This is a genomic window from Pseudobacillus sp. FSL P4-0506 (assembly GCF_038003025.1).
Classification (GTDB): domain Bacteria; phylum Bacillota; class Bacilli; order Bacillales; family Domibacillaceae; genus Pseudobacillus.
In genome coordinates, this window is the sequence record NZ_JBBOOI010000001.1 from 1895043 (window position 1) to 1918726 (window position 23684).

The 23684-nt window shown below is 42.2% G+C and carries 26 protein-coding genes; 21 read left to right on the top strand and 5 right to left on the bottom strand.

The annotated features are described in order from the left end of the window. Window positions 1-170: 170 nt before the first annotated feature. Entirely contained in the window at window positions 171-710 is a 540-nt protein-coding gene (gene pssA, locus MKZ02_RS09275) for a CDP-diacylglycerol--serine O-phosphatidyltransferase (protein ID WP_120033222.1), read from the bottom strand. 122 nt (window positions 711-832) lie between these two features. Between pssA and MKZ02_RS09280 the strand changes: the two genes are divergently transcribed. Continuing rightward, window positions 833-1612: a phosphatidylserine decarboxylase gene (locus MKZ02_RS09280; protein WP_120033219.1), complete on the top strand. Its 780-nt coding sequence runs from the start codon at window positions 833-835 to the stop codon at window positions 1610-1612. 30 nt (window positions 1613-1642) lie between these two features. Here MKZ02_RS09280 and MKZ02_RS09285 read toward each other — a convergent pair whose 3' ends face one another. Further along, window positions 1643-1780: a sporulation histidine kinase inhibitor Sda gene (locus MKZ02_RS09285; protein ID WP_120033216.1), complete on the bottom strand. Its 138-nt coding sequence runs from the start codon at window positions 1778-1780 to the stop codon at window positions 1643-1645. 361 nt (window positions 1781-2141) lie between these two features. Between MKZ02_RS09285 and MKZ02_RS09290 the strand changes: the two genes are divergently transcribed. The 8 genes from MKZ02_RS09290 to MKZ02_RS09325 are packed head-to-tail and all read left to right on the top strand — an operon-like array spanning window position 2142 to window position 7140. Beyond that, window positions 2142-2663, top strand: a complete 522-nt coding sequence (locus MKZ02_RS09290) for a YqeG family HAD IIIA-type phosphatase (RefSeq protein WP_120033213.1) — start codon at window positions 2142-2144, stop codon at window positions 2661-2663. Then, window positions 2660-3766: a ribosome biogenesis GTPase YqeH gene (gene yqeH / locus MKZ02_RS09295; RefSeq protein ID WP_120033210.1), complete on the top strand. Its 1107-nt coding sequence runs from the start codon at window positions 2660-2662 to the stop codon at window positions 3764-3766. Before MKZ02_RS09290 ends, yqeH begins: the two co-directional genes overlap by 4 nt. Window positions 3767-3778: 12 nt before the next feature. Next, on the top strand, window positions 3779-4627 hold the full coding sequence (gene aroE, locus MKZ02_RS09300; protein WP_340853208.1) for a shikimate dehydrogenase: 849 nt from the start codon (window positions 3779-3781) through the stop codon (window positions 4625-4627). Further along, window positions 4614-4907 carry a ribosome assembly RNA-binding protein YhbY gene (gene yhbY / locus MKZ02_RS09305; RefSeq protein WP_120033207.1) on the top strand — a complete coding sequence of 98 codons (294 nt, stop codon included), beginning with the start codon at window positions 4614-4616 and terminating at the stop codon, window positions 4905-4907. Before aroE ends, yhbY begins: the two co-directional genes overlap by 14 nt. Continuing rightward, window positions 4904-5476, top strand: a complete 573-nt coding sequence (locus MKZ02_RS09310) for a nicotinate-nucleotide adenylyltransferase (RefSeq protein ID WP_340853210.1) — start codon at window positions 4904-4906, stop codon at window positions 5474-5476. Before yhbY ends, MKZ02_RS09310 begins: the two co-directional genes overlap by 4 nt. Next, window positions 5466-6038: a bis(5'-nucleosyl)-tetraphosphatase (symmetrical) YqeK gene (yqeK, locus tag MKZ02_RS09315; RefSeq protein WP_340853212.1), complete on the top strand. Its 573-nt coding sequence runs from the start codon at window positions 5466-5468 to the stop codon at window positions 6036-6038. Before MKZ02_RS09310 ends, yqeK begins: the two co-directional genes overlap by 11 nt. Beyond that, complete coding sequence (rsfS, locus tag MKZ02_RS09320) at window positions 6038-6394, top strand: ribosome silencing factor (RefSeq protein WP_340853216.1); 357 nt, start codon at window positions 6038-6040, stop codon at window positions 6392-6394. Before yqeK ends, rsfS begins: the two co-directional genes overlap by 1 nt. Further along, window positions 6391-7140, top strand: a complete 750-nt coding sequence (locus MKZ02_RS09325; protein ID WP_120033197.1) for a class I SAM-dependent DNA methyltransferase — start codon at window positions 6391-6393, stop codon at window positions 7138-7140. Before rsfS ends, MKZ02_RS09325 begins: the two co-directional genes overlap by 4 nt. Before the next feature lie 136 nt (window positions 7141-7276). Here MKZ02_RS09325 and comER read toward each other — a convergent pair whose 3' ends face one another. Then, a complete protein-coding gene (gene comER / locus MKZ02_RS09330) occupies window positions 7277-8101 on the bottom strand; it encodes a late competence protein ComER (RefSeq protein WP_340853220.1) in 825 nt (274 codons plus the stop codon). 37 nt (window positions 8102-8138) lie between these two features. On the opposite strand from comER, the gene MKZ02_RS09335 reads away from it, so the two are divergent. From MKZ02_RS09335 to MKZ02_RS09345, 3 genes are all read left to right on the top strand, one after another. Beyond that, a complete protein-coding gene (locus MKZ02_RS09335; protein ID WP_340853221.1) occupies window positions 8139-8828 on the top strand; it encodes a helix-hairpin-helix domain-containing protein in 690 nt (229 codons plus the stop codon). A 74-nt stretch (window positions 8829-8902) separates the two neighbouring features. Next, window positions 8903-9313, top strand: coding sequence for a deoxycytidylate deaminase (locus MKZ02_RS09340; protein ID WP_120033191.1), 411 nt, complete (start codon window positions 8903-8905; stop codon window positions 9311-9313). A gap of 19 nt (window positions 9314-9332) precedes the next feature. After that, window positions 9333-11630 carry a DNA internalization-related competence protein ComEC/Rec2 gene (locus tag MKZ02_RS09345; protein WP_340853227.1) on the top strand — a complete coding sequence of 766 codons (2298 nt, stop codon included), beginning with the start codon at window positions 9333-9335 and terminating at the stop codon, window positions 11628-11630. A gap of 69 nt (window positions 11631-11699) precedes the next feature. Here MKZ02_RS09345 and MKZ02_RS09350 read toward each other — a convergent pair whose 3' ends face one another. Further along, window positions 11700-11831, bottom strand: a complete 132-nt coding sequence (locus MKZ02_RS09350) for a YqzM family protein (RefSeq protein ID WP_049663293.1) — start codon at window positions 11829-11831, stop codon at window positions 11700-11702. 283 nt (window positions 11832-12114) lie between these two features. On the opposite strand from MKZ02_RS09350, the gene holA reads away from it, so the two are divergent. Next, window positions 12115-13143 carry a DNA polymerase III subunit delta gene (holA, locus tag MKZ02_RS09355; protein ID WP_340856369.1) on the top strand — a complete coding sequence of 343 codons (1029 nt, stop codon included), beginning with the start codon at window positions 12115-12117 and terminating at the stop codon, window positions 13141-13143. Between the two features lie 118 nt (window positions 13144-13261). On the opposite strand, the gene rpsT is transcribed toward holA, so the two are convergent. After that, a complete protein-coding gene (rpsT, locus tag MKZ02_RS09360; RefSeq protein ID WP_120033185.1) occupies window positions 13262-13516 on the bottom strand; it encodes a 30S ribosomal protein S20 in 255 nt (84 codons plus the stop codon). A gap of 193 nt (window positions 13517-13709) precedes the next feature. On the opposite strand from rpsT, the gene gpr reads away from it, so the two are divergent. The 8 genes from gpr to dnaK all read left to right on the top strand — a co-directional run bounded on the left by gpr (window position 13710) and on the right by dnaK (window position 23616). Beyond that, window positions 13710-14813: a GPR endopeptidase gene (gene gpr / locus MKZ02_RS09365; RefSeq protein ID WP_406909566.1), complete on the top strand. Its 1104-nt coding sequence runs from the start codon at window positions 13710-13712 to the stop codon at window positions 14811-14813. 361 nt (window positions 14814-15174) lie between these two features. Further along, window positions 15175-16344, top strand: a complete 1170-nt coding sequence (gene spoIIP, locus MKZ02_RS09370) for a stage II sporulation protein P (RefSeq protein WP_120033177.1) — start codon at window positions 15175-15177, stop codon at window positions 16342-16344. Window positions 16345-16368: 24 nt separating this feature from the next. Beyond that, the gene (locus MKZ02_RS09375) at window positions 16369-16665 is read left to right on the top strand and encodes a hypothetical protein (RefSeq protein WP_340853233.1); all 297 of its coding nucleotides are present in this window, start codon (window positions 16369-16371) and stop codon (window positions 16663-16665) included. A gap of 204 nt (window positions 16666-16869) precedes the next feature. Continuing rightward, complete coding sequence (lepA, locus tag MKZ02_RS09380) at window positions 16870-18705, top strand: translation elongation factor 4 (protein ID WP_120033171.1); 1836 nt, start codon at window positions 16870-16872, stop codon at window positions 18703-18705. Window positions 18706-18778: 73 nt separating this feature from the next. Further along, a complete protein-coding gene (hemW, locus tag MKZ02_RS09385) occupies window positions 18779-19927 on the top strand; it encodes a radical SAM family heme chaperone HemW (RefSeq protein WP_340853236.1) in 1149 nt (382 codons plus the stop codon). A 108-nt stretch (window positions 19928-20035) separates the two neighbouring features. Beyond that, window positions 20036-21064, top strand: a complete 1029-nt coding sequence (gene hrcA, locus MKZ02_RS09390; protein WP_120033165.1) for a heat-inducible transcriptional repressor HrcA — start codon at window positions 20036-20038, stop codon at window positions 21062-21064. 106 nt (window positions 21065-21170) lie between these two features. Further along, a complete protein-coding gene (gene grpE, locus MKZ02_RS09395) occupies window positions 21171-21749 on the top strand; it encodes a nucleotide exchange factor GrpE (RefSeq protein WP_340853239.1) in 579 nt (192 codons plus the stop codon). A gap of 34 nt (window positions 21750-21783) precedes the next feature. Continuing rightward, complete coding sequence (gene dnaK / locus MKZ02_RS09400; RefSeq protein WP_340853240.1) at window positions 21784-23616, top strand: molecular chaperone DnaK; 1833 nt, start codon at window positions 21784-21786, stop codon at window positions 23614-23616. Window positions 23617-23684 lie beyond the last annotated feature (68 nt).

Sequence of the window (23684 nt, forward strand, 5' to 3'; positions counted from 1 at the left end):
AATCCGCTGTTGTCCTAAGTGTATGAGAGAGGGGCCGCTGATTTGCCTGTCCTCTTGAATTTTCGAAGAAAAGGCGAGGAATGTCATATGAAAGAGAAAAAGGAAGGCGAGAAAAGCAGATGGTTTTTACTAATGGCAATAAAAAACCCCGGGGATTTCCCGGGGGAGGTTTAAACCTTTTTTAGTTTAAAAGGGCTAATCATCAATAAGGATAAGCACATAATAATAACCATGAATGAAGGCATGGGAAGATAAGGAATAGCTAAATAGCTAAGGGTGAGCAAGCATCCAGCTGCTGTGATCGGCAAGCCGTGAAAATAGCCGTTGTTCTCAGAAATATTGAAGCGAGCTAGCCGAAAAGCGCCACAGCCGATGTAGAAGACCGTGAAAAAGGATCCGGGAAAGCCAAACTCAGATAAGATTCCTATATAAAGTAACAGAGCGGGAGCCACCCCAAAAGAGATAATGTCGCACATCGAATCCAACTGCTTGCCTAATTCAGATTCAATATTCATTCTGCGGGCAACCATTCCATCAAAACGATCAGCAAGGGCCGCTATGAAAATAAGCAGCAGGCCAAGATGGTACTGAGCGTGCATCGTCATTAAGATAGAAAAGCCGCCTAAAGCTAAATTACCTAATGTTAGCACGTTGGCTGTTTGAGCTTTTGCTTTCTTTATAGTGATATCTATAACTTGAGAAATAAACAAATTTACACTCTCCTCGAATTTAGCAGGAAATCTGCTGATAGTTTATTATATAATAATATTTTGATGATGATCTATTATACCATAAAGTGGATAGGATTTTTTAAATTTTTGGAGGTTGAATCGTGCAACGCTACTTATATCGCTTTTTTATTGAACTGACAAATAAGAGGTGGTCTTCACGACTCCTTGAACGATATACAAGTTCTTCCCTAAGTAAGCCGATGATCCGCCCTTTTATGAAAGCATACAGGGTCAATGAGCAAGAAATGGCTCATCCGGTTGAACATTATCAAACACTTCATGATTTCTTTATGCGCCAGTTGCTGCCGGACGCAAGGACGATTGATTATGGAGACGATCATGTTGTGAGTCCTGTCGATGCGCTGCTTGCAGAAAAAGGTATGATTACGAGCGGCCATGAAATAATGGTGAAAGGAAAGCCTTATTCTGTGACTGAAATGCTTGGTAACAGTGGAAAAGCAGCTGGTTATGAGAAAGGGACATTTCTCGTTTTTTACTTGAGCCCAAGCCATTACCATCGAATTCATAGTCCGATCAACGGCCGGGTCGTTCAAAAATGGACGCTTGGCAAACACTCTTATCCTGTCAATAGTCACGGTTTAAAATACGGCAGAAAACCTCTTGCTAAAAATTATCGAGAAATTACGGAGCTGGAATTTGATTCTGGAAAAATGGCGGTAGTAAAAGTAGGAGCCATGTTTGTAAATTCGATTGAACGCTCTCATCACGGGCTAACTTGGAGACAGGGGGAAGAAGTCGCTTATTTTAATTTCGGCTCGACGGTTGTTCTTTTGTTTGAGCCCGGGACATTTGCATGGAATGAGCGGCTGAGTGTGCCTTGCGAAATAAAGGTTGGTGAAAAAGTGGGCACACTCGTATAAAAAAAGCACTGCTTAAGCAAGTGCTTTCTATTAGTGTGCTTTTACTTGATAGTAAAGAGCTCTCTTTTTTAATTCATCTTCAATCAACAAGATAAAGTCACGGCTAAGCTCGAGCTTGCGTGCTTTTGCATAAGCTTCCAATAATAAATCATCTGAAATGCGGTTCATTTTTTATTCACCTCCAAAAAAATAAGTGGTCTATAATAGATGAAGTCGCATAAGATGTTAGGTTCAAGTAGTTTACTACCCCACTTTACTAAATATAAACAAAAAGAACAAGTGTTCCTTTATCCACAGGATGAAGTGGATAAAGTGTGGATAGGTTGTGTTTAAGTAGGTGGAAAGGGTAAAAAACTAAAGGGATAATGTGTATAAAGTTATCCACAATAAAGAGATGAAAAAAATGTCGGAAAATATTTCTTATTTATTGTAAAAATTTAAATATTGTTGATGTACGTTTTATTTTGTCACAATAGCTAAAATCCGCTATGATAAAGGCAATGAAAGCCAAAAGAACGGGGTGCAGGGATTGTTAAAGAAATTTTTGCCAAGCAGGTATGTAAAAAGCATTTTCCATATTACACCGGAGTATCTGAAGTCCAAAGGAATGAAAGCCATCATTACCGATTTGGATAATACATTAGTAGCTTGGGATCGACCGGATGCTACACCAGAATTGTTAAACTGGTTCGATGAGATGAAAAAAGCAGGCATTAAAGTACTAATTGTTTCCAATAATAATCAAAAAAGGGTTAGTGCTTTTTCGCAGCCAATTGAGATTCCTTATATTTTTGAGGCTCGCAAACCAATGGGAAAAGCATTTCGAAGAGCTGTTAAAATCTTAGGAGTGAAAAAGGAAGAAACAGTTGTTATTGGCGATCAGCTGCTAACGGACATATTTGGCGGCAACCGCAATGGTTTTTATACGATTTTAGTGGTGCCTGTTGCCCAGACAGATGGCTTCTGGACAAAATTCAACCGCCGGATTGAACGGCGGATCATGAATGCCTTTAAACGAAAAGGTTTAATTCAATGGGAGGAAAGTAAGTGAATAACGAAAACATCATTTGTATAGGATGCGGGATCAGCGTGCAAACAGAGGATCCTGCAGGACTTGGCTACGCACCGGCTTCAGCTCTTGAAAAAGAAGAGATCGTCTGCCAGCGTTGCTTTCGCTTAAAGAATTATAACGAAGTGCAGGATGTCTCATTAACAGATGACGACTTTTTAAAAATTTTAAATACACTGGGACAGACAGACAGCTTAATCGTAAAAATTGTTGATATTTTTGATTTTAATGGAAGCTGGCTTCCGGGGTTGCATCGTTTTGTTGGAAAAAACCCTGTCCTATTAATCGGCAACAAAGTCGATCTGCTTCCTAAATCAGTGAAAAAAAATAAGCTAGTTCATTGGATGAAGCAGCAAGCAAAAGAGCTTGGCTTAAAGCCGGTCGATGTGCTGCTGGTCAGCGCAGCTAAAGGAGCTTCTATGAAAGAAGCCATGCAGGCAATCGACGGTTATAGAGACGGGAAAGACGTATATGTGGTCGGCTGTACAAACGTAGGAAAATCGACGTTTATTAATCGAATCATCAAGGAGGGAACGGGAGAGAAAGATGTCATTACTACCTCCCATTTTCCAGGCACGACGCTGGATATGATCAAGATCCCGCTGGATGACGGCCATTTTCTTGTTGACACGCCGGGGATCATTAATCATCATCAAATGGCTCACTTCGTAGATAAAAGAGATTTAAAATACATTACACCGAAAAAAGAGATCAAGCCAAAGATTTTTCAGCTGAATGAACAGCAAACGTTGTTTTTTGGTGGGCTGGCCCGCTTTGATTATCTTGCGGGCGGTCGTCGTTCCTTTACTTGTTATTTGTCAAATGAATTAACGATTCATCGCACAAAATTAGAAAAAGCAGATGAGTTGTACAACGTGCATGCCGGGGAGTTACTGACCCCGCCACGGAGGGAAGAAATAGAGACATTCCCTCCATTGATACGCCATGAGTTTATGATTAAGGAAGACAAAGTGGACATAGTCTTTTCTGGGCTCGGATGGGTTACTATCAATGAACCAGGGGCCAAAGTGGCTGCTCATGTGCCGAAAGGTGTCAATGTATTTTTGCGGAAATCTTTAATTTAGGGGAGAGAAGCAATGAGAAAATTATTTGGTGTCATCGGTGATCCAATTGCCCATTCGATGTCCCCTGCCATGCACAATGATGCGTTCACTCGCCTCGGCATTGATGGCTACTATCATCCTTTTCATATAACGCCTAATGACTTAGCCACGGCTGTTCAGGGAATGAAGGTAATTGGTATACAAGGATTTAATGTAACGATTCCTCATAAATCAGCGATTATGCCTTTGCTTGATCAAGTCGATCCATTGGCAAAAGCAATTGGAGCGGTGAATACGGTTGTTCGTGAAAATGGAGGATGGACAGGGTACAATACAGATGGAGCAGGATTTGTCCGTGGACTTCGAGAAGCCTATGGAGCGCCTCTTGAAGAAAAACGGGTGTTGCTTATCGGAGCAGGAGGGGCAGCACGTGCGATTTATTACACGCTTGCTTCAGAGAACGTAACCCGGATTGACATGGCTAACCGAACGTCTGAAAAAGCAATGAACCTTGTGGAGAGCTGTCCTTATCCTGTGAAAAGCACAGTAAAAACAATCAATGAAGCAGCAGAACAGCTGGGAGAGTACGATATTATTATCCAAACGACGTCGATCGGAATGTCGCCGCTTATCGGGGAGAGTCCTATTTCAGTTGAAAAGATCAAGCCGGGGGCATTTGTTTCGGATATTATTTATAATCCCTTGGAAACCAAGCTTTTACAAGAAGCGAGAAAGCAAGGAGCTCGCATCCAAAATGGACTAAAAATGTTCGTTTATCAAGGAGCGCTTGCTTTTGAAAAATGGACAGGCCAAACGCCTGATATCAAGAGAATGGAAGAAATTGTACGTCATCAATTGGGAGGCAATTATGTTAACAACTAAGCAAAAATCTTTTTTACGCTCGAAAGCCCATCATTTAGATCCAATTTTCCAGGTGGGGAAAGGCGGAGTAAATGAAAATATGGTTAAACAAATCGCCGATGCGCTTGAAGCGCGTGAACTGATTAAAGTGAGCGTTCTCCAAAATTGCGGGGAAGACAAGCGTGAGGTAGCAGAGGAGCTAGCTAAAGGAGCCCGTGCTGAGCTTGTGCAGGTGATTGGCAGCATCATTGTGTTATATAAAGAATCCAGAGAAAGCAAAAGGATTGAACTGCCGCGATGAAAAAACAGACGGGCATTTTAGGTGGCACATTTAACCCACCGCATCTTGGCCATTTGATCATAGCCAATGAAGTGCTGGAGGCTCTTCATTTAGATGAGATCCGCTTTATGCCTAACTATGTTCCGCCGCACAAGGAGATTGATCATCGTATCAGTGACGAAGATCGTATTTGCATGCTGCAAGCAGCTATTGATGGGCAACCATATTTCTCCACGGAATTAATAGAAATTAAGCGGAAAGGAACCTCTTATACGTTTGATACGATGAAAATGTTAAAGGAGAGGGAGCCTGAAACCGAGTTTTACTTTATCATTGGTGGTGATATGATCGAATACCTGCCCAAATGGTATAAAATTGATGAACTGAGCCGTATGATCACATTTGTTGGAGTGCGCAGGCCGGGATATTCAGTAGAGACACCATATCCAGTGCGGCTTATTGAAGCACCGGAAATCCACCTTTCTTCTACGATGCTGAGGCAAAGAGCGGCGGGCGGAGGAACATTGCGTTATTTATTGCCCGAACAGGTCATCGATTATATAAAGGAGAATCGTTTATATGAAACGTGAGGAGGCGCTTTTGCTAGTAAGAAAGCAAATAACAGAACATCGCTACGTTCATACGCTTGGTGTAGTAGAAACGGCCATTATGCTGGCTGAAAAATACGGAGCGGATGTTGAAAAAGCCGAACTCGCTGCCATTTTTCACGATTATGCAAAGTTTCGTCCAAAAGAAGAGATGGCGACGATCATTGAACAGCAACAGATGGACCCGCAATTGCTGGCCTTTCATTCGGAGCTGTGGCATGCTCCGGTAGGCGCTTATTTAGTGCAAAAAGAAGCTGGTATAGAAGATGAAGAAGTATTGGATGCTATTCGTTATCACACATCGGGAAGAATAGGAATGACTTTGCTTGAAAAAGTCGTTTATGTTGCGGACTATATTGAGCCGGGGCGTCACTTTCCGGGCGTGGAAGAGGTACGCGAATTAGCAAAGAATAATTTAGACGCTGCTTTAATTCAAGCGTTAAAAAATACCATTCAATTTTTAATGAAAAAAAATCAGCCGGTTTATCCGGATACCTTTCATACGTACAATGATTTAACGATGAAAAAAGAGGGGGCTAATTAATGGGTCAACCAGAACTTTTACAACGAGTTGTTAATGCAGCAGATGACAAGCGAGCGGAGAATATTGTCGTTTTAGATATGCAGGGAATTTCATTAATGGCGGACTATTTTATGATCTGTCATGGGAATTCTGATAAGCAGGTACAAGCTATTGCCCGTGAAGTTAAGGAGCAGGCGGAAGAGCTTGGCTACGGAGTGAAACGGATGGAAGGATTTGACGAAGCGCGATGGGTATTGATTGACCTTGGCGATTTGATTATCCATGTATTCCATCGAGATGAACGGCTTTATTATAATCTTGAGCGGCTTTGGGGAGATGCGCCTGAGCTGGATGTGGAGAGCGAGTTGCTTTCATGACATATGAACGTTTTGCCAGTGTGTACGATTTTTTAATGGAAGACGTTCCCTATGATAAGTGGATGGATTTTTTTCAGCAGCATACATCCGGGCTATCTGGGAAAAGCGTGTTAGACCTTGCTTGCGGTACGGGCGAATTTACCTGGCGTCTAGCAAAAGCAGGATGGGATGTGACGGGCGTCGATTTATCGGACAGCATGCTGCTCGCAGCCCGGCAAAAAGCAGAGAAGAAACAGCTGTCTATCCCTTTATTTCAGCAGGACATGCGTAACTTGGAAGGGCTTGGACAATTTGATGCGGTAACGATTTTTTGCGATTCTCTTAATTACCTAACAGAAGAAGAGGACATAAAGCTTACACTTCGAGCGGTACAAAGACATCTGAAGCCGGGTGGATTGCTGTTGTTCGATGTCCATTCTTTATATAAAATGCGTCGCATTTTTAAGGACGGGACTTTTACAGCTGTTGATGATACCGTCTCTTATATCTGGAATTGTTTCGACGGCGAGCAGCCAGATAGCATTGAACATGAACTTACTTTCTTTGTCCGTGAAGAAGGTTTGGAGTTATATGAGCGGTTTGATGAATGGCATGTCCAGCGTTCGTTTGCAAGTGAACAATATAGAGGATGGCTTCAAGAAACTGGGTTTACCGACATTGAAATAACGGCTGATTTCACTGGGCAGCCTCCAAAAGAAACGAGCGAGAGAATATTTTTCGCTTGTAAAAACAGTCCCGCCTGTTAGTGAAGCAAGAATCCAGTGATATAGCTTTTCATTCTCAAACTGGAGGAACAAATGCATTTTCGTTCCTCCAGTTTTATGTTTTAAAATTATTATTTCATAAAATAAAGAGGATTTACTTACTAGAGAGCGAATAGTATTAAGGGATTCCAAATTGCGCTGCTGTTTCTTGTTTATCTTCGGCAAACTTCTCATGAGTCGCTTGAAAAAGTTTTGTGAACATATCTCCGGTTTCTGCTTCTAACACAGCAATTCCTTTTCCTGTTACGCCTCCTTTTACACATACTTTTTCCTCTAATTGAGCAAGAGTGTATTCCTTTTGTTTAAATAGTTCTCCCAATCCAGCGAGCATCGATTCCGCTAACTTTTCTGCTGTTTGTGGGTCCATTCCCGTAGTCTCTGCCCCCTCAATAAACTTTCTCGTTAAAAAACTAATAAATGCCGGACCACAGCTCACGAGGTCTGAAGCAGCGCGGGTGACAGACTCGTCGATTTCTACGGCCTCTTTGCACAGTTTATTCATCCGCTGCTCCATTTCTTTTTTCCAATCTTCTTCGCATTTCTCTCCATACGTATAAAGTACGGTTCCTGATAACACTTTATTTGTAATACTGGGAATCATCCGCATGCATGAACAGGGAAGGACGGATTCAAGCTGAGCGGTGCTAACCGGGCTTGTAATGGATACGACGCATTGTTCAGAACGAAATAAATGCCGGACCTCTTGAAGAAGCGGGTGTATATCATGCGGCTTGACACAGATAAATAAAAGATCGCATAAATCAACAAGCTCAGAAACGTTCCCGCAAACATGTATATCAGGATGTCTTTTTTGAATGCGTTCAGCTTTTTCCCTCGTCCGGTTCATAATCAATAAATCAGAGGCAGACGCAGCTCTAGATGCAATTAAGGCATCAATTAAAATTTCCCCCATATTGCCTGTTCCGGCTACTCCTATCTTCATTCAGCATTCCTCCTTATGCAAGTTGCTCTTACAATGTATGAAAAAAATTGAAGTTTATGAGAAAGAGGTGAAGACGATGGATGTAAAAGCGTTGATTAGCAAGTATAAAATGTACTTGTGGGCAGGAGGAGCCCTCGTTGCATTTGGCCTTTATCAGCTGACTGAAGAAGCGCCCTCACCGGAAGAGCCGATAATGAAAGAAATGGTACCGGCCGAACAAAAGGAGGTTTCCTCGCCGCCAGTGCCTTCACAAGAACAGCAGGAGCCCTCCATTGTGATGGTTGATATGAAAGGGGCTGTCGTGGCTCCCGGAATTTATTCGTTGAAAAGTGGAGAACGGATTAACGATGCTGTAGCGAAGGTAGGCGGCTTTCAAAAAGAAGCGGACCGGACAGCGATTAATCTGGCCCAAAAACTGCAAGATGAAATGGTTATTTACGTACCAAAAATCGGAGAAGAACCGCCGGAAGAACTAGCAGCTGTCATTCCACCGCAGGAAAGCGCACAAGGACATTCATCAGACAGCAGCGGAAGTGCGGTTAATATAAATGAAGCCTCCGTTGAGGAGCTCCAACAGCTGCCCGGTATTGGAAAGGCGAAAGCACAGGCGATTATTGATTATAGAGAGACGACAGGATCATTCTCAAAGCCAGAAGATTTAAAAAATGTGTCAGGTATCGGAGAAAAGACGTTTGAAAAGATGGCTTCGCTCGTTGTCATACAGTAAGAGGGATTGACGAAAGCTTTTTCTTGCCGCTACACTAAAGAAAAATAATATTGCTAAAGAAAGAGTGAGAATGAATGAGCAGAAAGAGTTGGGATGAATATTTTTTAGACATTGCAGAAGTAGTTTCCACCCGTTCAACATGCAACCGTCTCCATGTGGGCTGTGTGATTGTGAAAGATAAGCATATTATTGCAACAGGGTACAATGGCTCTATTCATGGCCATGACCATTGCGATGAAGAGGGCTGCCTTTTGTCAGATGAAAAGCGCTGTATCCGGTGTCTACATGCGGAGTTAAATGCTGTACTTCACGCAGAAAGAGATAAGCTTAAAGAAGCCGCTGCATATGTTACTCATGAACCTTGTGAAAATTGTGCAAAAACATTGGCGCAAGCCGGAATCAAAAAAATTGTCTACAGAAATGCCTATCCAAACAAGTGGAATCAGCATTTTTTGAAAGATATTGAAGTTGTCCATCTTTCTTAAAAAATTGTAAGGAGATATCATGCGTGGAAAGCTTATTTACATGGCAGTCGGCCTGCTTTCAGGTTTGATATGGGGGCTTCCTGTTCTAGGAAGCATCCGTTTTCTGCTGTCTGCTACTGCTTTCTTTTTTATCTTTAAATTTGATCGAGGAGGAAGAGTAGCTTTTTTTAGTTGTGTTGTTCTTGGCTTTTTAGTGGGTCAATTCTCTGAAGAACGGAATGTAACAGCTTTTACTGGAAAAGAAGAAAGCTGGTCTGTGTTATTCTCTGATGAAACATTGATCGACGGTGACCGGCTGAAAGCAACCGTAACCGCAGGAAATAAGGAGAATTTGCGTCTTCTTTATCGGCTGGCTTCCTCTGCAGAGGCAGAAGAACTTCAGGGAATATTGTTACCAGGTACGATATGTCGTGTTTCTGGAAAACTTGAAGAGCCAGAAGGGAAAAGAAACCGCAATGGATTTGACTACCAATTGTTTCTCAAGCGTAACCATATCTTTTGGCAGCTTAAGGTTGATCGCCTGTCGTTATCGTCGTGTGTAAAAAAAGAAAAATCTGTTAAAGAGCGCATCATCCATTGGAGACTAAAAGGGATCAATCATTTAAAGACAGCTTTTCCTGAAAGCTTGCAGCCGGTTGCTACTGCCTTATTATTTGGTGACCGCTCATCAACAGAGGAGGATGTAATGGAGGCTTATCAGCGCCTCGGTGTTATTCATTTGCTTGCTATCTCAGGCCTTCACGTTGGTTTGATTACTTCCCTTGTTTATTATGCGATGATACGAATCGGTATTGTGAAGGAAACGGCACAGCTTATCTTGCTTATCTCGCTTCCGATCTATGCACTCTTAGCTGGCGGATCTCCTCCCGTAATCAGAGCTGTGTTGATGACCCTTCTCATATTATTAGCCGTGCGGTTCCATCATAAATTCACGGCCCTTGATGCCCTCAGTACAAGCTTTATTCTCGTTATTTTGTACGATCCTTACTTTATTTACCAAGCAGGCTTCCAACTTTCTTACCTCATTAGTTTTGCTCTGCTCCTCTCTTCGAAAGTGATTTTATCTTCTTCCGTCTCTCCCTTAAGAAATATGTTCATTGTCACGTCTGTTTCTCAAATAGCCGGTTTGCCAGTGTTAATGTATCACTTTTTTGAGGTTTCCCTCTATTCTTTTGCTGCTAACTTATTTTTTGTCCCTTTCTATTCCTTTTTCGTTTTGCCGTTCCTTTTCATTGCTTTTTTGTTAAGTATCATATTAGGTCCTGTTGATCTCTTATTAGAGCCGCTCCGCTTTTTGCTTGAGCAAGTAGATCGAGCAGCAGTGAAGATTAGCCAGTGGCCAGGAGCTGTTATGACGACTGGCCGGCCAGACGACTTTTTATTTATTTTCATGTGTCTTTTCGTTGCTGCAGGCTTTCTCCAATGGGAAAAAACTTTAAATGGGAAGCGGATTAGCGCCTTTCTGGTAGTCATCATTGGTGTGCCCGTTATGCTTCCTACGTACTCTGCAACGGGAGAGGTGTCCTTTGTCGATGTCGGGCAGGGAGATGCCATTTTAATTACCCTTCCGTTTAACAAAGGAAATTATCTAATCGATACAGGTGGGTTGCTGCCATTTCAAAAAGAAGAATGGCAAAGGCAAAAGAGAAATTTTTCGATTGGAAGTGATGTTCTTCTTCCTTACCTAAAAGGGAAGGGAATTACCCGCATTGATAAATTAATTCTTACGCATAGCGACTATGACCATATAGGAGCTGCGGAGGAGCTGCTCGGTCATATTGCTATTAAGGAGATAGTCATTAGTCCAGGATCAGAATCCAAACCTGTCATGAAACAAACGATTGAACGGGCTGCCATGCATAGGGTTTCTGTTCGCTATGGAAAGTATATGGAAAGCTGGCAGGAGGGAGAGGCTTACTTTCAAATTGTGTCCCCTGCAGATAATCATTATGAAGGAAACGACGATTCAATCGTGATTTATGCAGTAATAGGTGAAAAGAAGTGGCTCTTTACCGGAGATATGGAGGCAGAAGGAGAAACACAGCTTCTCAAAAAATTTTCTATGGATGTAGATGTATTAAAAGTCGGACATCATGGAAGTCGGTCTTCAACAACAGCCCCTTTTATAACCAACATGAATCCTGAAACAGCTGTTATTTCTCTTGGGAAAAACAATCGGTATGGGCATCCTCATAAGGAAGTTATTGAGAGGCTTCAGGACCAGGGAGTTGCAGTTTGGCGAACAGATATTCACGGGGAGATTGTATATGCGTATAAGAATGGAGAAACAGGCACATTTTCAGCCGTCTATCCGTAAAATATATAAAGAAAAATGACTAGCTCGGTAAATAGAAAAAGCCCGTCAATTGTCGGGCTCTTGCGGCAGTTATCCAATGAATTTGATAACCTGTGCGATAATGAAGATGATGGCGAAAAACGCGAAAGAAACACCAAAAGCAACGCCAGAGTCTATTGCGTCATTACGTTTTGATTGGACATTTTTTTCAAATTCGTTCACAACTACCCCTCCTATTTCATCTATAGTATAGACGAACCTTTATAAAAAATCCAGACTGTCCTTGCTAATTCCTGCATTGACAAGAGTTAACTGCAATAAGATTCACAAATCCGGTGAAAATACAACTAACATGATCACCGTCTGCAAAGCTGTTTCCTGGGGCAGCGTTGCTGGCGTTTATATAGATCACGGGGGAGCTTCTTTGGAAGTTTCCCCTTGTCAAATGGGAATAGCTTTTTTAACATGAGAGTATCATACATGAAAACGGAGAGAAAAGCCATTGATGCCCATTTGGAAAAAAATCGATCAAAAACAATTGTCAGCAATTTACTTGCTGTATGGAACTGAAGAGTTTTTAATTAATGAAACCAAGCACAGGTTGATTCAGTCGGTGCTGACAGAAGAAGAGATGGATTTTAATTTTTCGGTCTATGATTTAGAAGAAATCCCTGTGGAAACAGCTCTTGAAGAAGCAGAAACTTTTCCCTTTATGGGAGAGAAAAAAATAGTCATTTTAAACAATCCAACATTTTTGACGGCTGAACGATCTAAAGATAAGGTTGAGCATAATACGAAAAAGCTTGAGGAATACATAGCCGATCCGGCACCGTATACGATATTGGTCTTTTCAGCTCCTTATGAAAAATTAGACGAGCGCAAAAAAGTCACAAAGCTGCTTAAAAAAAATACAGAAGTGATGGAAGCAAATAAATTGAATGAAAAGGAGCTAAAAGCTTGGCTTCGCGCTCGTGCAAATGCCAGTCAGGCGCACATAGACGAAGAGGCGTTAGACCATCTCCTCGCTATTGCGGGTACAGACTTGATGATGCTTGCTTCAGAGCTTGATAAATTATCTCTTTACACTTCCGGAGAGCAGCCAATCACAGTAGAAGTGGTGGATCGTCTAACAGCTCGCTCTTTAGAGCAGGATATTTTTGCTTTGGTTGATAAAGTAGTAACGAGGAAAGTGGAGAAAGCTTTTCGTATTTACTATGACCTACTGAAGCTGAATGAGGAGCCAATTAAGATCCTGGCAGTGATCGCTAATCAATTCCGGTTGATTTATCAGACGAAGGATTTAGCGAGAAAGGGATATGGTCAGCAGCAAATAGCTAGCTTTCTAAAAGTCCATCCCTTTAGAGTGAAGCTTGCTGCTGGTCAGGCCAGAAATTTTTCAGATGAGCAACTGGCCTCGATCATGATGATGCTCGCCGACAGTGACCTGCAAATGAAAACGAGTGCGATGGCGAAACCGCTTATTATTGAGATGTTTTTATTTAAGCTTCAAAGCTTGATGAAAACAAGCAGATAAAGGATACTTACTGAAATCAACAGTGTCACCCACGGCCCGGAGATGATACTCGGCTAAATAAAAAAATCCTTCAAGATTCCTCTTGAAGGATTTTTTTATTTAGCGAAACGTTAATTGATTATGCGTTTAGCTTTTTCAATAAACGAGACTTTTTACGGTTTGCTGCATTTTTATGGATTAAACCTTTAGCGGCAGCTTTGTCAAGATTCTTTGCTGCTTCAGCGAAAAGATCTTTTGCGTTTTCCTCGTTGTTGGCAGCTGCTGCTTCAAATTTCTTTACAGCTGTACGCATTGCAGATTTCTGTTGGTTATTGCGCTCTGTGCGCTCTTGGATCGTTTTTGTGCGTTTGATAGCAGATTTAATATTTGGCATTCCGGTCACCTCCTAAAAGCGATCGAGATTCTATCTTTTACTCGACTTCCATTTTTCCTTATAAGAACAAAAGTTATTCTATCAAACAGAAGGTGAGATTGCAATAGTTACATTTGTAATTTGTGTCAAGGAATGAACTTTTACACAGTCGGGCAGACTAAAGTAAAAGTTTATTTATAAGGGGGAAGACATAGTGAAAGAATCATCACTTGATTTAAGTCGGTATGCGGTAAGGACAGATCTGGTTGTAGAAGCAAAAGCCATGGCCGAGGAGCGGCAGGGAAAGACTAGGCAAGTCGTTGGTGTACTAACAGAAGAACGGAAAATTAATGACATAACAGTCACTTCCGTTACGATCGATGAAGAGGGAGAAAAGGCGACAGGGAAAAAGGCAGGACTTTATTTGACAGTAGAATCCCAGGGTATCCGCACCCACGACACGAGTCATCAGCATGAAGTAGAGAAAGTGCTGGCGAATGAATTTGCCGCTTTTCTAAAAAAGAAAGGTATTCAAGAAAACGCAAGCTGCCTTGTTGTGGGCCTGGGCAATGAAGATGTGACACCTGATGCTCTCGGTCCTCTTGTATGTAGAGAGATCATGGTAACGAGACATTTATTTGAGTTGCAGCCGGACCAAGTAGAGGAAGGGTACCGGCCAGTAAGCTCTCTCATTCCTGGAGTGATGGGAATAACGGGGATTGAAACGAGTGATATTGTATTTGGAGTGGTTGAAAAAACCAAGCCGGATTTTTTAGTAGTTATTGATGCGCTTGCCTCACGATCGATTGAGCGGGTTAATGCCACCGTGCAGATCGCAGATACCGGTATTCAACCAGGAGCAGGAGTAGGCAACAAAAGAAAAGAACTTAGCGAAAAAACACTCGGCATTCCAGTTATTGCAATTGGCGTTCCTACTGTTGTAGATGCTGTTTCAATTACGAGTGATACGATTGACTTTATCTTGAAACATTTAGGAAAAGAAATCCAGGAGGGAGACAGACCTTCCGGTGCGCTCGCGCCTGCCGGTTTTTCTTTTGGTAAAAATAAACTGACAGAGCAACACTTGCCTGATGAGGAAAATCGCCGTTCGTTCCTTGGCATGATCGGTATATTGCCTGAAGATGAAAAACGGCAGCTTATTCGGGAAGTGTTGTCCCCGCTCGGCCATAATTTAATGGTTACACCAAAGGAAGTAGATTTATTTATTAAGGATACAGCGAATTTATTAGCGAACTGTTTGAATGCGGCCTTACACTCAGCAGTTGACCAAGGAAATACCGGTTTCTTTACAAAATAGGTATTGTTGCTGGTGTTCAGCGGCATCGAACCGTCTCCGCTTTTTGTTGTTCAGCTGCAGGCGCTAGCACGTACGGTGATTTCGAAATTTCTACAGGAGTCAAAAAGAGACTCCCATAGAAATTCCTCCAATCTCCTATCGTACTAATCGAGCGCCTTCCGCTTTTCGTTGTCCAGCTACGCCTCCTTGCCCCTCGAGGTCATAAGCCGATCTGGCTATGTGGCTGAAGAACGCCACTTCGCCATTTCGTCTTATGCTTGTCGGGGCAAAGCAGTCGGCTCCGCTTTTCTTTATAAAATTGTTCTGCTTTTTCTGATGAAGTCATACGATAGTACAAGACTTTTGCAGAAAGGGTGGAGCAATGAAGGAGAACCAGCCGTATGACCTCTTTTCAATTAATTTGTCGACGATCTTAAAGGGAATGATGATTTTTACGATCTCTCTCCTCACACTTTTTTCAGTTGCCGGTTTATTAACGTCCTTTACTTACAACTATCGAATCTCTTCTCATTCAGTTAATGAAGCAGCTGAACACATATCTGGTGGTGCGCTTTACTACTTGTATACGATGGAAAACAAATTGTTTGCGACGCACGCGCCTGAAGATGCTCGGCCTCCATCGCTGAGCGAGCTCGCCTTTCGTTACGCGACGAATGTCCGTTTCCAGGACCCGCGCAGCTTTCTGGGAAGAGAAGTACCGGGGTTTTCTATTTATGATGGAGAAATATTGGTAGCTGGGGAAGGTACAGACTATACAAATATGCCAATTGAGTCGGAGCCGCCGGATGAGGCATTAGATAAGGGAAATGATGCAGTAATAACCCCGGCTAAAGAGATTCCAAAAGAAAAGGATAGCCCGCCGCCTTCCCTGACAACGAACGGAAAAAAGAAGGTATACGTATATTTCACTCATACGAGAGAGTCCTACTTGCCGTATTTACAGGGGGTTTCTTCTGCTGATTCAGCTCACCATTCAGCCTTAAACGTCACAAAAGTTGGCGAAATGCTGCAGGAGGCACTGGAGTCTAAAGGAATTGGGACAACAGTGGACAAAACAGACATTGTCGCTAAGCTGAATCAGACGGGAAAAAAATACAGCCAAGCTTACCAGGAATCGCGTACTGTTATGGCTTCTGCACAATCTAATAATCGTGATTTACAGTATTTTATCGATATTCATCGTGATTCTCAACGCAAGAAGGTAACGACTGCTACTGTGAATGGCAAGAGCTATGCAAAGCTCGTATTTGTTGTCGGTGCCGAGCATGCCAACTATGAAAAAAATGTAAAACTGGCAACGGAATGGCATAACTTACTAGAGAAAAAATATAAGGGATTATCTAGAGGAGTTATTTTAAAGCAAGGAAAAAATACGAATGGAAAATTTAATCAGGATTTATCTGAAAAAGCAATGCTAATTGAGTTTGGAGGAGTAGACAATACATTCGAAGAGCTCAATCGAACAGCAGAGGCCTTTGCAGATATATTTGCAGATTATTACTGGCAGGCGGAGGCAGTACAATCCCAGTAAACGCCAGTAAGAAAGGATATTGTGATGAAAACTTTTCTAATGAAAACTTGCCTTGTGCTCGCTATTTTCTTTATGGGTGTATTAATCGGCTCTTTCCATAATAATAAAAATTGGCAGGAGCCGTCTTCTTATAAGCAAATGGTTGCTAATCAAAAAGAAGAGCCCGCTTTTTCCTTTTTTGAAAAAGATGAAGCCGAGGTTGATTTGTATATAAAAAAAGAAAGACTAAAAGAGGAAGAACAGGTGAATGTATTTTCAAAAGTTGGACAATCATTAGCTGAAGCGGTGACTTTTGCTGCCGCTTCGTTATTTAGTAGTTAGAGCCCGCTGGCCGTTTTTCACGGCAGCGGTTTTTTCTGATTAAGAAAGTAAACCGTGTTTCTGTGCACTTTCGTCTCCCCTTCACTTTTGCACTCTTTAAAGCTGACTAAGATGCTTTCACTTTTGTAAATTGTCAATTGCTTTTCTGGCTGATATAATCAATGCTAGTATACATGCGCCGACTAACAGGAGTGAAGAAAAAACATGAATAATGAAGAGAAACAATTAAGACAAGAGCATATCAGAAACTTCTCGATTATTGCTCATATTGACCATGGGAAGTCTACTTTAGCCGATCGGATATTGGAGTATACGAATGCTCTGTCTTCCCGGGAGATGAAAAGCCAGCTGCTCGATTCAATGGACCTTGAGCGTGAGCGGGGCATTACGATTAAGTTAAATGCTGTGCAATTGAATTATAAAGCGAAAAATGGAGAAGAGTATATTTTCCATTTAATCGATACACCAGGACACGTCGATTTCACTTATGAAGTGTCTCGCAGCCTTGCCGCCTGTGAAGGGGCAATCCTTGTAGTGGATGCAGCACAAGGAATTGAAGCCCAAACACTGGCGAATGTCTATCTCGCTTTAGACAATGACTTGGAAATTCTACCGGTCATCAATAAGATTGATTTGCCGGCAGCAGAACCAGAACGCGTTCGTCAAGAAGTGGAAGATGTCATTGGTCTGGATGCTTCAGAAGCGGTTCTTGCCTCCGCAAAAGCTGGTATTGGGATTGAGGAAATTTTAGAGCAAATTGTTGAAAAAGTGCCCGCTCCAACAGGTGATTCATCAGCTCCATTAAAGGCGCTTATTTTTGATTCTTTATATGATGCTTATCGAGGCGTTGTTGCCTATATCCGCGTCGTAGATGGTTCAGTAAAAGCAGGGGACAAAATTAGAATGATGGCAACCGGTAAAGAATTCGAGGTCACCGAAGTGGGGGTCTTCACGCCGAAAACAACCGTACGCGATGAATTGACTGTCGGGGATGTTGGCTTCTTGACTGCTGCTATCAAAAATGTAGGCGATACGCGGGTGGGGGATACGATCACTTCAGCCCATAATCCAGCAGTTGAAGCGCTGCCTGGATATAGAAAGCTGAATCCGATGGTTTATTGCGGGCTTTATCCGATTGATTCATCAAAATTCAATGACTTGCGCGAAGCTCTGGAAAAATTAGAGCTAAATGACTCCGCCCTTCAATTTGAGCCGGAAACATCACAGGCGCTTGGATTTGGCTTCCGTTGCGGGTTCCTTGGACTCCTCCATATGGAAATTATCCAAGAAAGAATCGAGCGTGAGTTTAAAATTGATCTGATTACCACAGCACCGAGCGTTATTTATAAAGTGCGGATGACCAATGGCGAAGAAATAAACGTAGATAACCCTTCCAATATGCCGGATCCGCAAAAAATAGACGCGGTGGAAGAGCCATACGTGAAAGCGTCGATTATGGTGCCAAATGACTATGTTGGCGCGGTCATGGAGCTTTCCCAGAATAAGCGCGGTATTTTTATTGATATGCAGTATATGGACGAAAACCGGGTAAATGTGATTTATGAAATCCCGCTTTCGGAAATCGTTTACGATTTCTTCGACCAATTAAAGTCCAGTACGAAAGGCTATGCTTCCTTTGATTATGAACTTATTGGATACAAAACATCCAAGCTTGTAAAAATGGATATTTTACTCAATGGCGACAAAGTGGATGCGTTAAGCTTTATCGTCCATCGTGATTTTGCTTATGAGCGTGGCAAGGTAATTGTTGAAAAGTTAAAAAGTTTGATTCCAAGACAGCAATTTGAAGTGCCTGTACAGGCAGCCATCGGCCAGAAGATTGTGGCGAGATCCACCATTAAATCGATGGGTAAAAACGTTCTTGCTAAATGTTACGGCGGAGATATTTCCCGTAAGCGTAAATTGCTTGAGAAGCAAAAAGAAGGGAAAAAGCGCATGAAGCAAGTTGGCTCGGTTGAAGTACCACAAGAGGCCTTCATGGCAGTCTTGAAAATGGATGACGATAATAAAAGTAAATAGGAAAAGAGAGAGGGAAAGCACAAATGCTTCCCCTTTTTCACGTTATTGAACAAACAAAGAGGAGTTTTCTTATATGATACGTTCCGCATACATTCACATTCCCTTTTGCCAGCAAATTTGCCATTACTGCGATTTTAATAAAGTCTTTTTAAAAAATCAGCCGGTGGACGACTATATAAGGGCGTTGGCTGATGAAATGAAAATGACCATGGAACAGGCCCCCTCTGATCAGCTGGATACCATTTTCGTCGGCGGAGGAACGCCTACGGCTCTTAATGCTGCGCAACTCGATAAGCTGTGCCAAGCTATCCGAGATTATTTGCCTTTTGCAAATGGGGAGTTCACATTTGAAGCAAATCCAGGTGACTTAACGGCTGAGAAGTTGAGAGTGCTGAGAAGTTACGGAGTAAATCGCTTGAGTCTTGGTGTACAGTCCTTTAATGATGAATTGCTTCGTGCCATCGGACGTACGCATTCAAGCAGTGATGTGTTTGCTACGATAGAAGATGCAAGAGCATCTGGCTTCGACAATATTAGCATTGATTTAATATATGCCCTACCGAATCAGACGCTTGCGGACTTCCGGGACACTTTAAAGCAAGCACTTAGCTTGCAGCTTCCGCATTATTCCGGCTACTCATTGATTATTGAACCTAAAACTGTGTTTTATAATTTAATGAGAAAAGATGCCTTGCCGCTTCCGAAAGTGGAAACAGAAGCAGCGATGTATGAATTGCTTGAAGAGGAAATGGCCGCTTCAGGTCTTCAGCAATACGAGATCAGCAATTTTGCCCGTCCTGGGTTTGAAAGTCTTCATAATCTTGTATACTGGAATAATGAACAGTATTACGGATTTGGCGCCGGTGCTCATGCTTATATAAACGGAGTTAGGCGATCCAATCATGGGCCGCTGAAAAAGTATATGACTCCCATACAAGAAGGGCAGCTTCCTTTGCTGCATGAAAGCAAGTTAACTGAAAAAGAGAAGATGGAAGAGGAGATGTTCCTTGGGCTCCGCAAAATTGCGGGGGTGTCAGTTTCTCATTTTGAAAACAAGTTTGGTATCTCTCCATTTTCCTTATTTAAAAAGCCGATTGAGGAAATGATTGGGAGAGAATTGCTCGTGGTAGAGGATAATGAATTCCTCCGACTGACAGCGCAGGGGAAACTTTTAGGAAACGAAGTGTTTCAAGCATTTTTGCTCACTGAAGAGAATGAATAACAGAGCGGTGTAATAAGTGCTCTGTCGTTGACATTAATCGCTGATTTTGATAATTTATTTATAGATTTAGCACTCCTGACAATCGAGTGCTAACAGAGGTGATCAACGATGTTAACCGATCGTCAACTTTTTATTTTGCAAATAATTATTGATGATTTCATTCGATCTGCACAGCCAGTTGGCTCCCGCAGCCTCGCGGAAAAAGAAGAAGTAACGTTTAGCTCAGCTACCATTCGCAATGATATGGCAGAGTTGGAGAATCTCGGTTTTATAGAGAAACCTCATACATCTTCAGGGCGTGTGCCGTCAGAAAAAGGATACCGTTATTATGTGGATCACTTGCTGCGGCCGAAAAAGTTGAACTATCAGGAAGTGGAAACAATCAATTCTATTTTTGTGGACCGCATCTATGAATTGGAGAAAGTTGTTCAGAAATCGGCAGAAATCCTATCGGAGCTGACAAACTATACGGCAATTGTGTTAGGGCCTGAGTTGAAAGATAATAAGCTAAAAAAACTGCAAATTGTGCCACTCGGCCAAGATACAGCAGTTGCGATTATTGTCACTGACACGGGTCATGTTGAAAATCGGACGTTCTCCTTGCCTGAACGAGTAGATGCTTCCGATATTGAAAAAATGGTCAACATACTAAATGAAAAGCTTATTGGTGTTCCGCTTTCTGAGCTCCATGATAGATTATATAAAGAAATTGTTGTGCTGCTGCGTCGGCATATTCGTAACCACGATGCATTATTATCTATGTTTGTAAAAGCAGTAGATTTGCATGCCAATGAAAAGCTTTTCTTCGGTGGGAAGACGAATATGTTGAATCAGCCAGAATTTCACGATGTAGAAAAAATTAGACTTGTGATGAACATGATTGATCAGGAAGAGGGAATATACCGACTGATCAGTGGTGTTCCAGCCGGTATTCAAGTGAAGATCGGAAAAGAAAATAAAAATGCTGCTATGCGGCATTGCAGTTTGATCACCGCTTCTTATTCTGTTGGAGATGAACCAGTTGGTACCATTGCTATTCTTGGTCCGACAAGAATGGAATATTCGCGTGTCATTAGTCTTGTAGACTTTTTAAGCCATGACATGACAAAAGCTTTAACAAATTTGTATCATAGTTAAAGAAAGTATGAAGCAGGCGGAAATTAGCGTGTTTATGCTAATTTCCTTCTCTTTATGCAAAAAGGCGGAATCGAACCGTCTATTCTTTAAAGGAGGTGAAACACGAATGGCAGAAGAGAAAGAACTGAAGAAAGAAGAAAAGCAAGAAATGGAACAACAGCCTTTAACAGAAGAAGCTCCTGTGCAAGCAGAGGATGCTCCAGCTGAGGAGGAACAATCTGCAGCAGACGCTTCTCTTGAAAAAATAAATGAGCTTGAGCAAAAACTTGAAGAAGCTGAAAACCGTTATTTGCGCTTGCTGGCTGATTTTGATAATTTTCGCCGCCGTGCACAACTAGACCGTGAAGCAAGTGAAAAATATCGTGCTCAAAGCTTAATTTCTGATCTTCTTCCGCTGCTGGACAATTTCGAACGCGCATTAAAGGTGGAAGCGACAAATGAACAGACCCAATCCGTACTCCAAGGAATGGGAATGGTGTATAACGGTCTGATTTCCGCGCTTGAAAAAGAAGGCGTCGAGGTGATTGAAGCAGTTGGCAAAGAATTTGACCCGAACTTTCATCAAGCTGTTATGACAGACAGCGATGACCAATACAGCCCTAATGAAGTGATTGAAGAGTTTCAAAAAGGGTATAGGCTGAAGGATCGCGTTATCCGTCCGTCGATGGTAAAAGTAAATCAGTAAACCAGTACATATTTTCAAAGGAGGCAAATCGCAAATGAGTAAAATAATTGGTATCGACTTAGGAACAACAAACTCATGTGTAGCGGTTCTCGAAGGTGGAGAACCAAAGGTTATTCCAAACCCGGAAGGTAACCGGACAACACCATCTGTTGTAGCATTCAAAAATGGTGAGCGCCAGGTAGGGGAAGTGGCTAAACGCCAAGCGATTACAAATCCTAATACAATTATTTCTATTAAGCGTTACATGGGAACAAACCATGAGGTTGAAGTAGAAGGAAAAGAATATTCTCCTCAAGAAATCTCAGCAATGATTTTACAATATTTAAAATCATATGCAGAGGATTATCTGGGAGAGAAAGTTGAGAAAGCTGTTATTACTGTCCCAGCTTACTTTAATGATGCCGAGCGCCAGGCAACAAAAGATGCGGGGAAAATTGCCGGTCTTGAAGTTGAGCGGATTATTAACGAGCCAACAGCAGCAGCTCTTGCTTATGGAATGGATAAAATGGATGAGGATCAAACCGTGCTTGTTTATGACTTGGGCGGCGGTACATTCGACGTATCGATTCTTGAGCTTGGTGACGGTGTATTTGAAGTTCGTTCGACTGCAGGTGATAACCGCCTTGGAGGAGACGACTTTGACCAAGTCATTATCGATTATTTAGTTCAAGAGTTCAAAAAAGAAAACGGCATTGACTTGTCAAAAGATAAAATGGCGATGCAGCGTCTAAAAGATGCAGCGGAGAAAGCGAAAAAAGACCTTTCAGGTGTTACTTCTACTCAAATTTCCCTGCCGTTCATTACAGCAGGCGAAGCAGGGCCACTTCACTTGGAATTAACGTTAACTCGTGCAAAATTTGATGAGCTATCAGCTGATTTAGTTGAGCGCACAATGGGACCTGTGCGTCAGGCGCTTTCTGATGCAGGCATTTCAGCATCTGAGCTTGACCGTGTTATCTTGGTTGGTGGATCTACTCGTATTCCTGCTGTTCAGGAAGCGATTAAGAAAGCAACAGGAAAAGAACCTCATAAAGGGGTCAACCCAGATGAAGTAGTGGCAATGGGAGCTGCCGTACAGGGCGGTGTATTAACTGGCGACGTTAAAGATGTTGTTCTTCTAGACGTTACACCACTTTCACTCGGAATTGAGACGATGGGCGGCGTATTTACTAAGTTAATTGAACGTAATACAACTATTCCAACATCTAAGTCCCAAGTGTTCTCAACGGCAGCGGACAATCAAACAGCGGTTGATATTCATGTTCTTCAAGGGGAACGCTCTATGGCTTCTGCCAACAAAACACTCGGTCGCTTCCAACTGACTGATATTCCGCCAGCACCACGTGGTATTCCGCAAATTGAAGTAACATTTGACATTGACAAGAACGGAATTGTAAATGTCAGTGCGAAAGATCTTGGCACCGGCAAAGAGCAGAATATTACTATTAAATCTTCTTCCGGCCTATCTGATGAAGAAATCGATCGCATGGTAAAAGAAGCGGAAGAAAATGCAGAAGCGGATAAGCAGCTGAAAGAAGAAGTAGAATTGAAGAACGAAGCCGATCAGCTCGTATTTACGACTGAAAAAACATTGAAAGAGCTGGAAGGCAAAGTAGATGCGGCTGAAGTAGAAACAGCGGAAAAAGCAAAAGAGGAATTAAAAGCCGCGCTTGAGAAAAATGAATTGGAAGACATCCGCACGAAGAAAGAGGCGCTTTCAGAAATTGTGCAGAACTTATCAGTAAAATTATATGAAGAAGCAGCGAAACAGGCACAGCAAGCTCAAGGAGGAGAAGAGCAAGCATCTGGTCAAAAAGGCGATGATGTCGTTGACGCTGAGTTTGAAGAAGTAGACGATAAGAAATAATTGCCATACACGTCTGCCTTTCAGACATTGAAAAGTCAAAGTCAGGGGTTTCTTGACTTTGGCTTTTT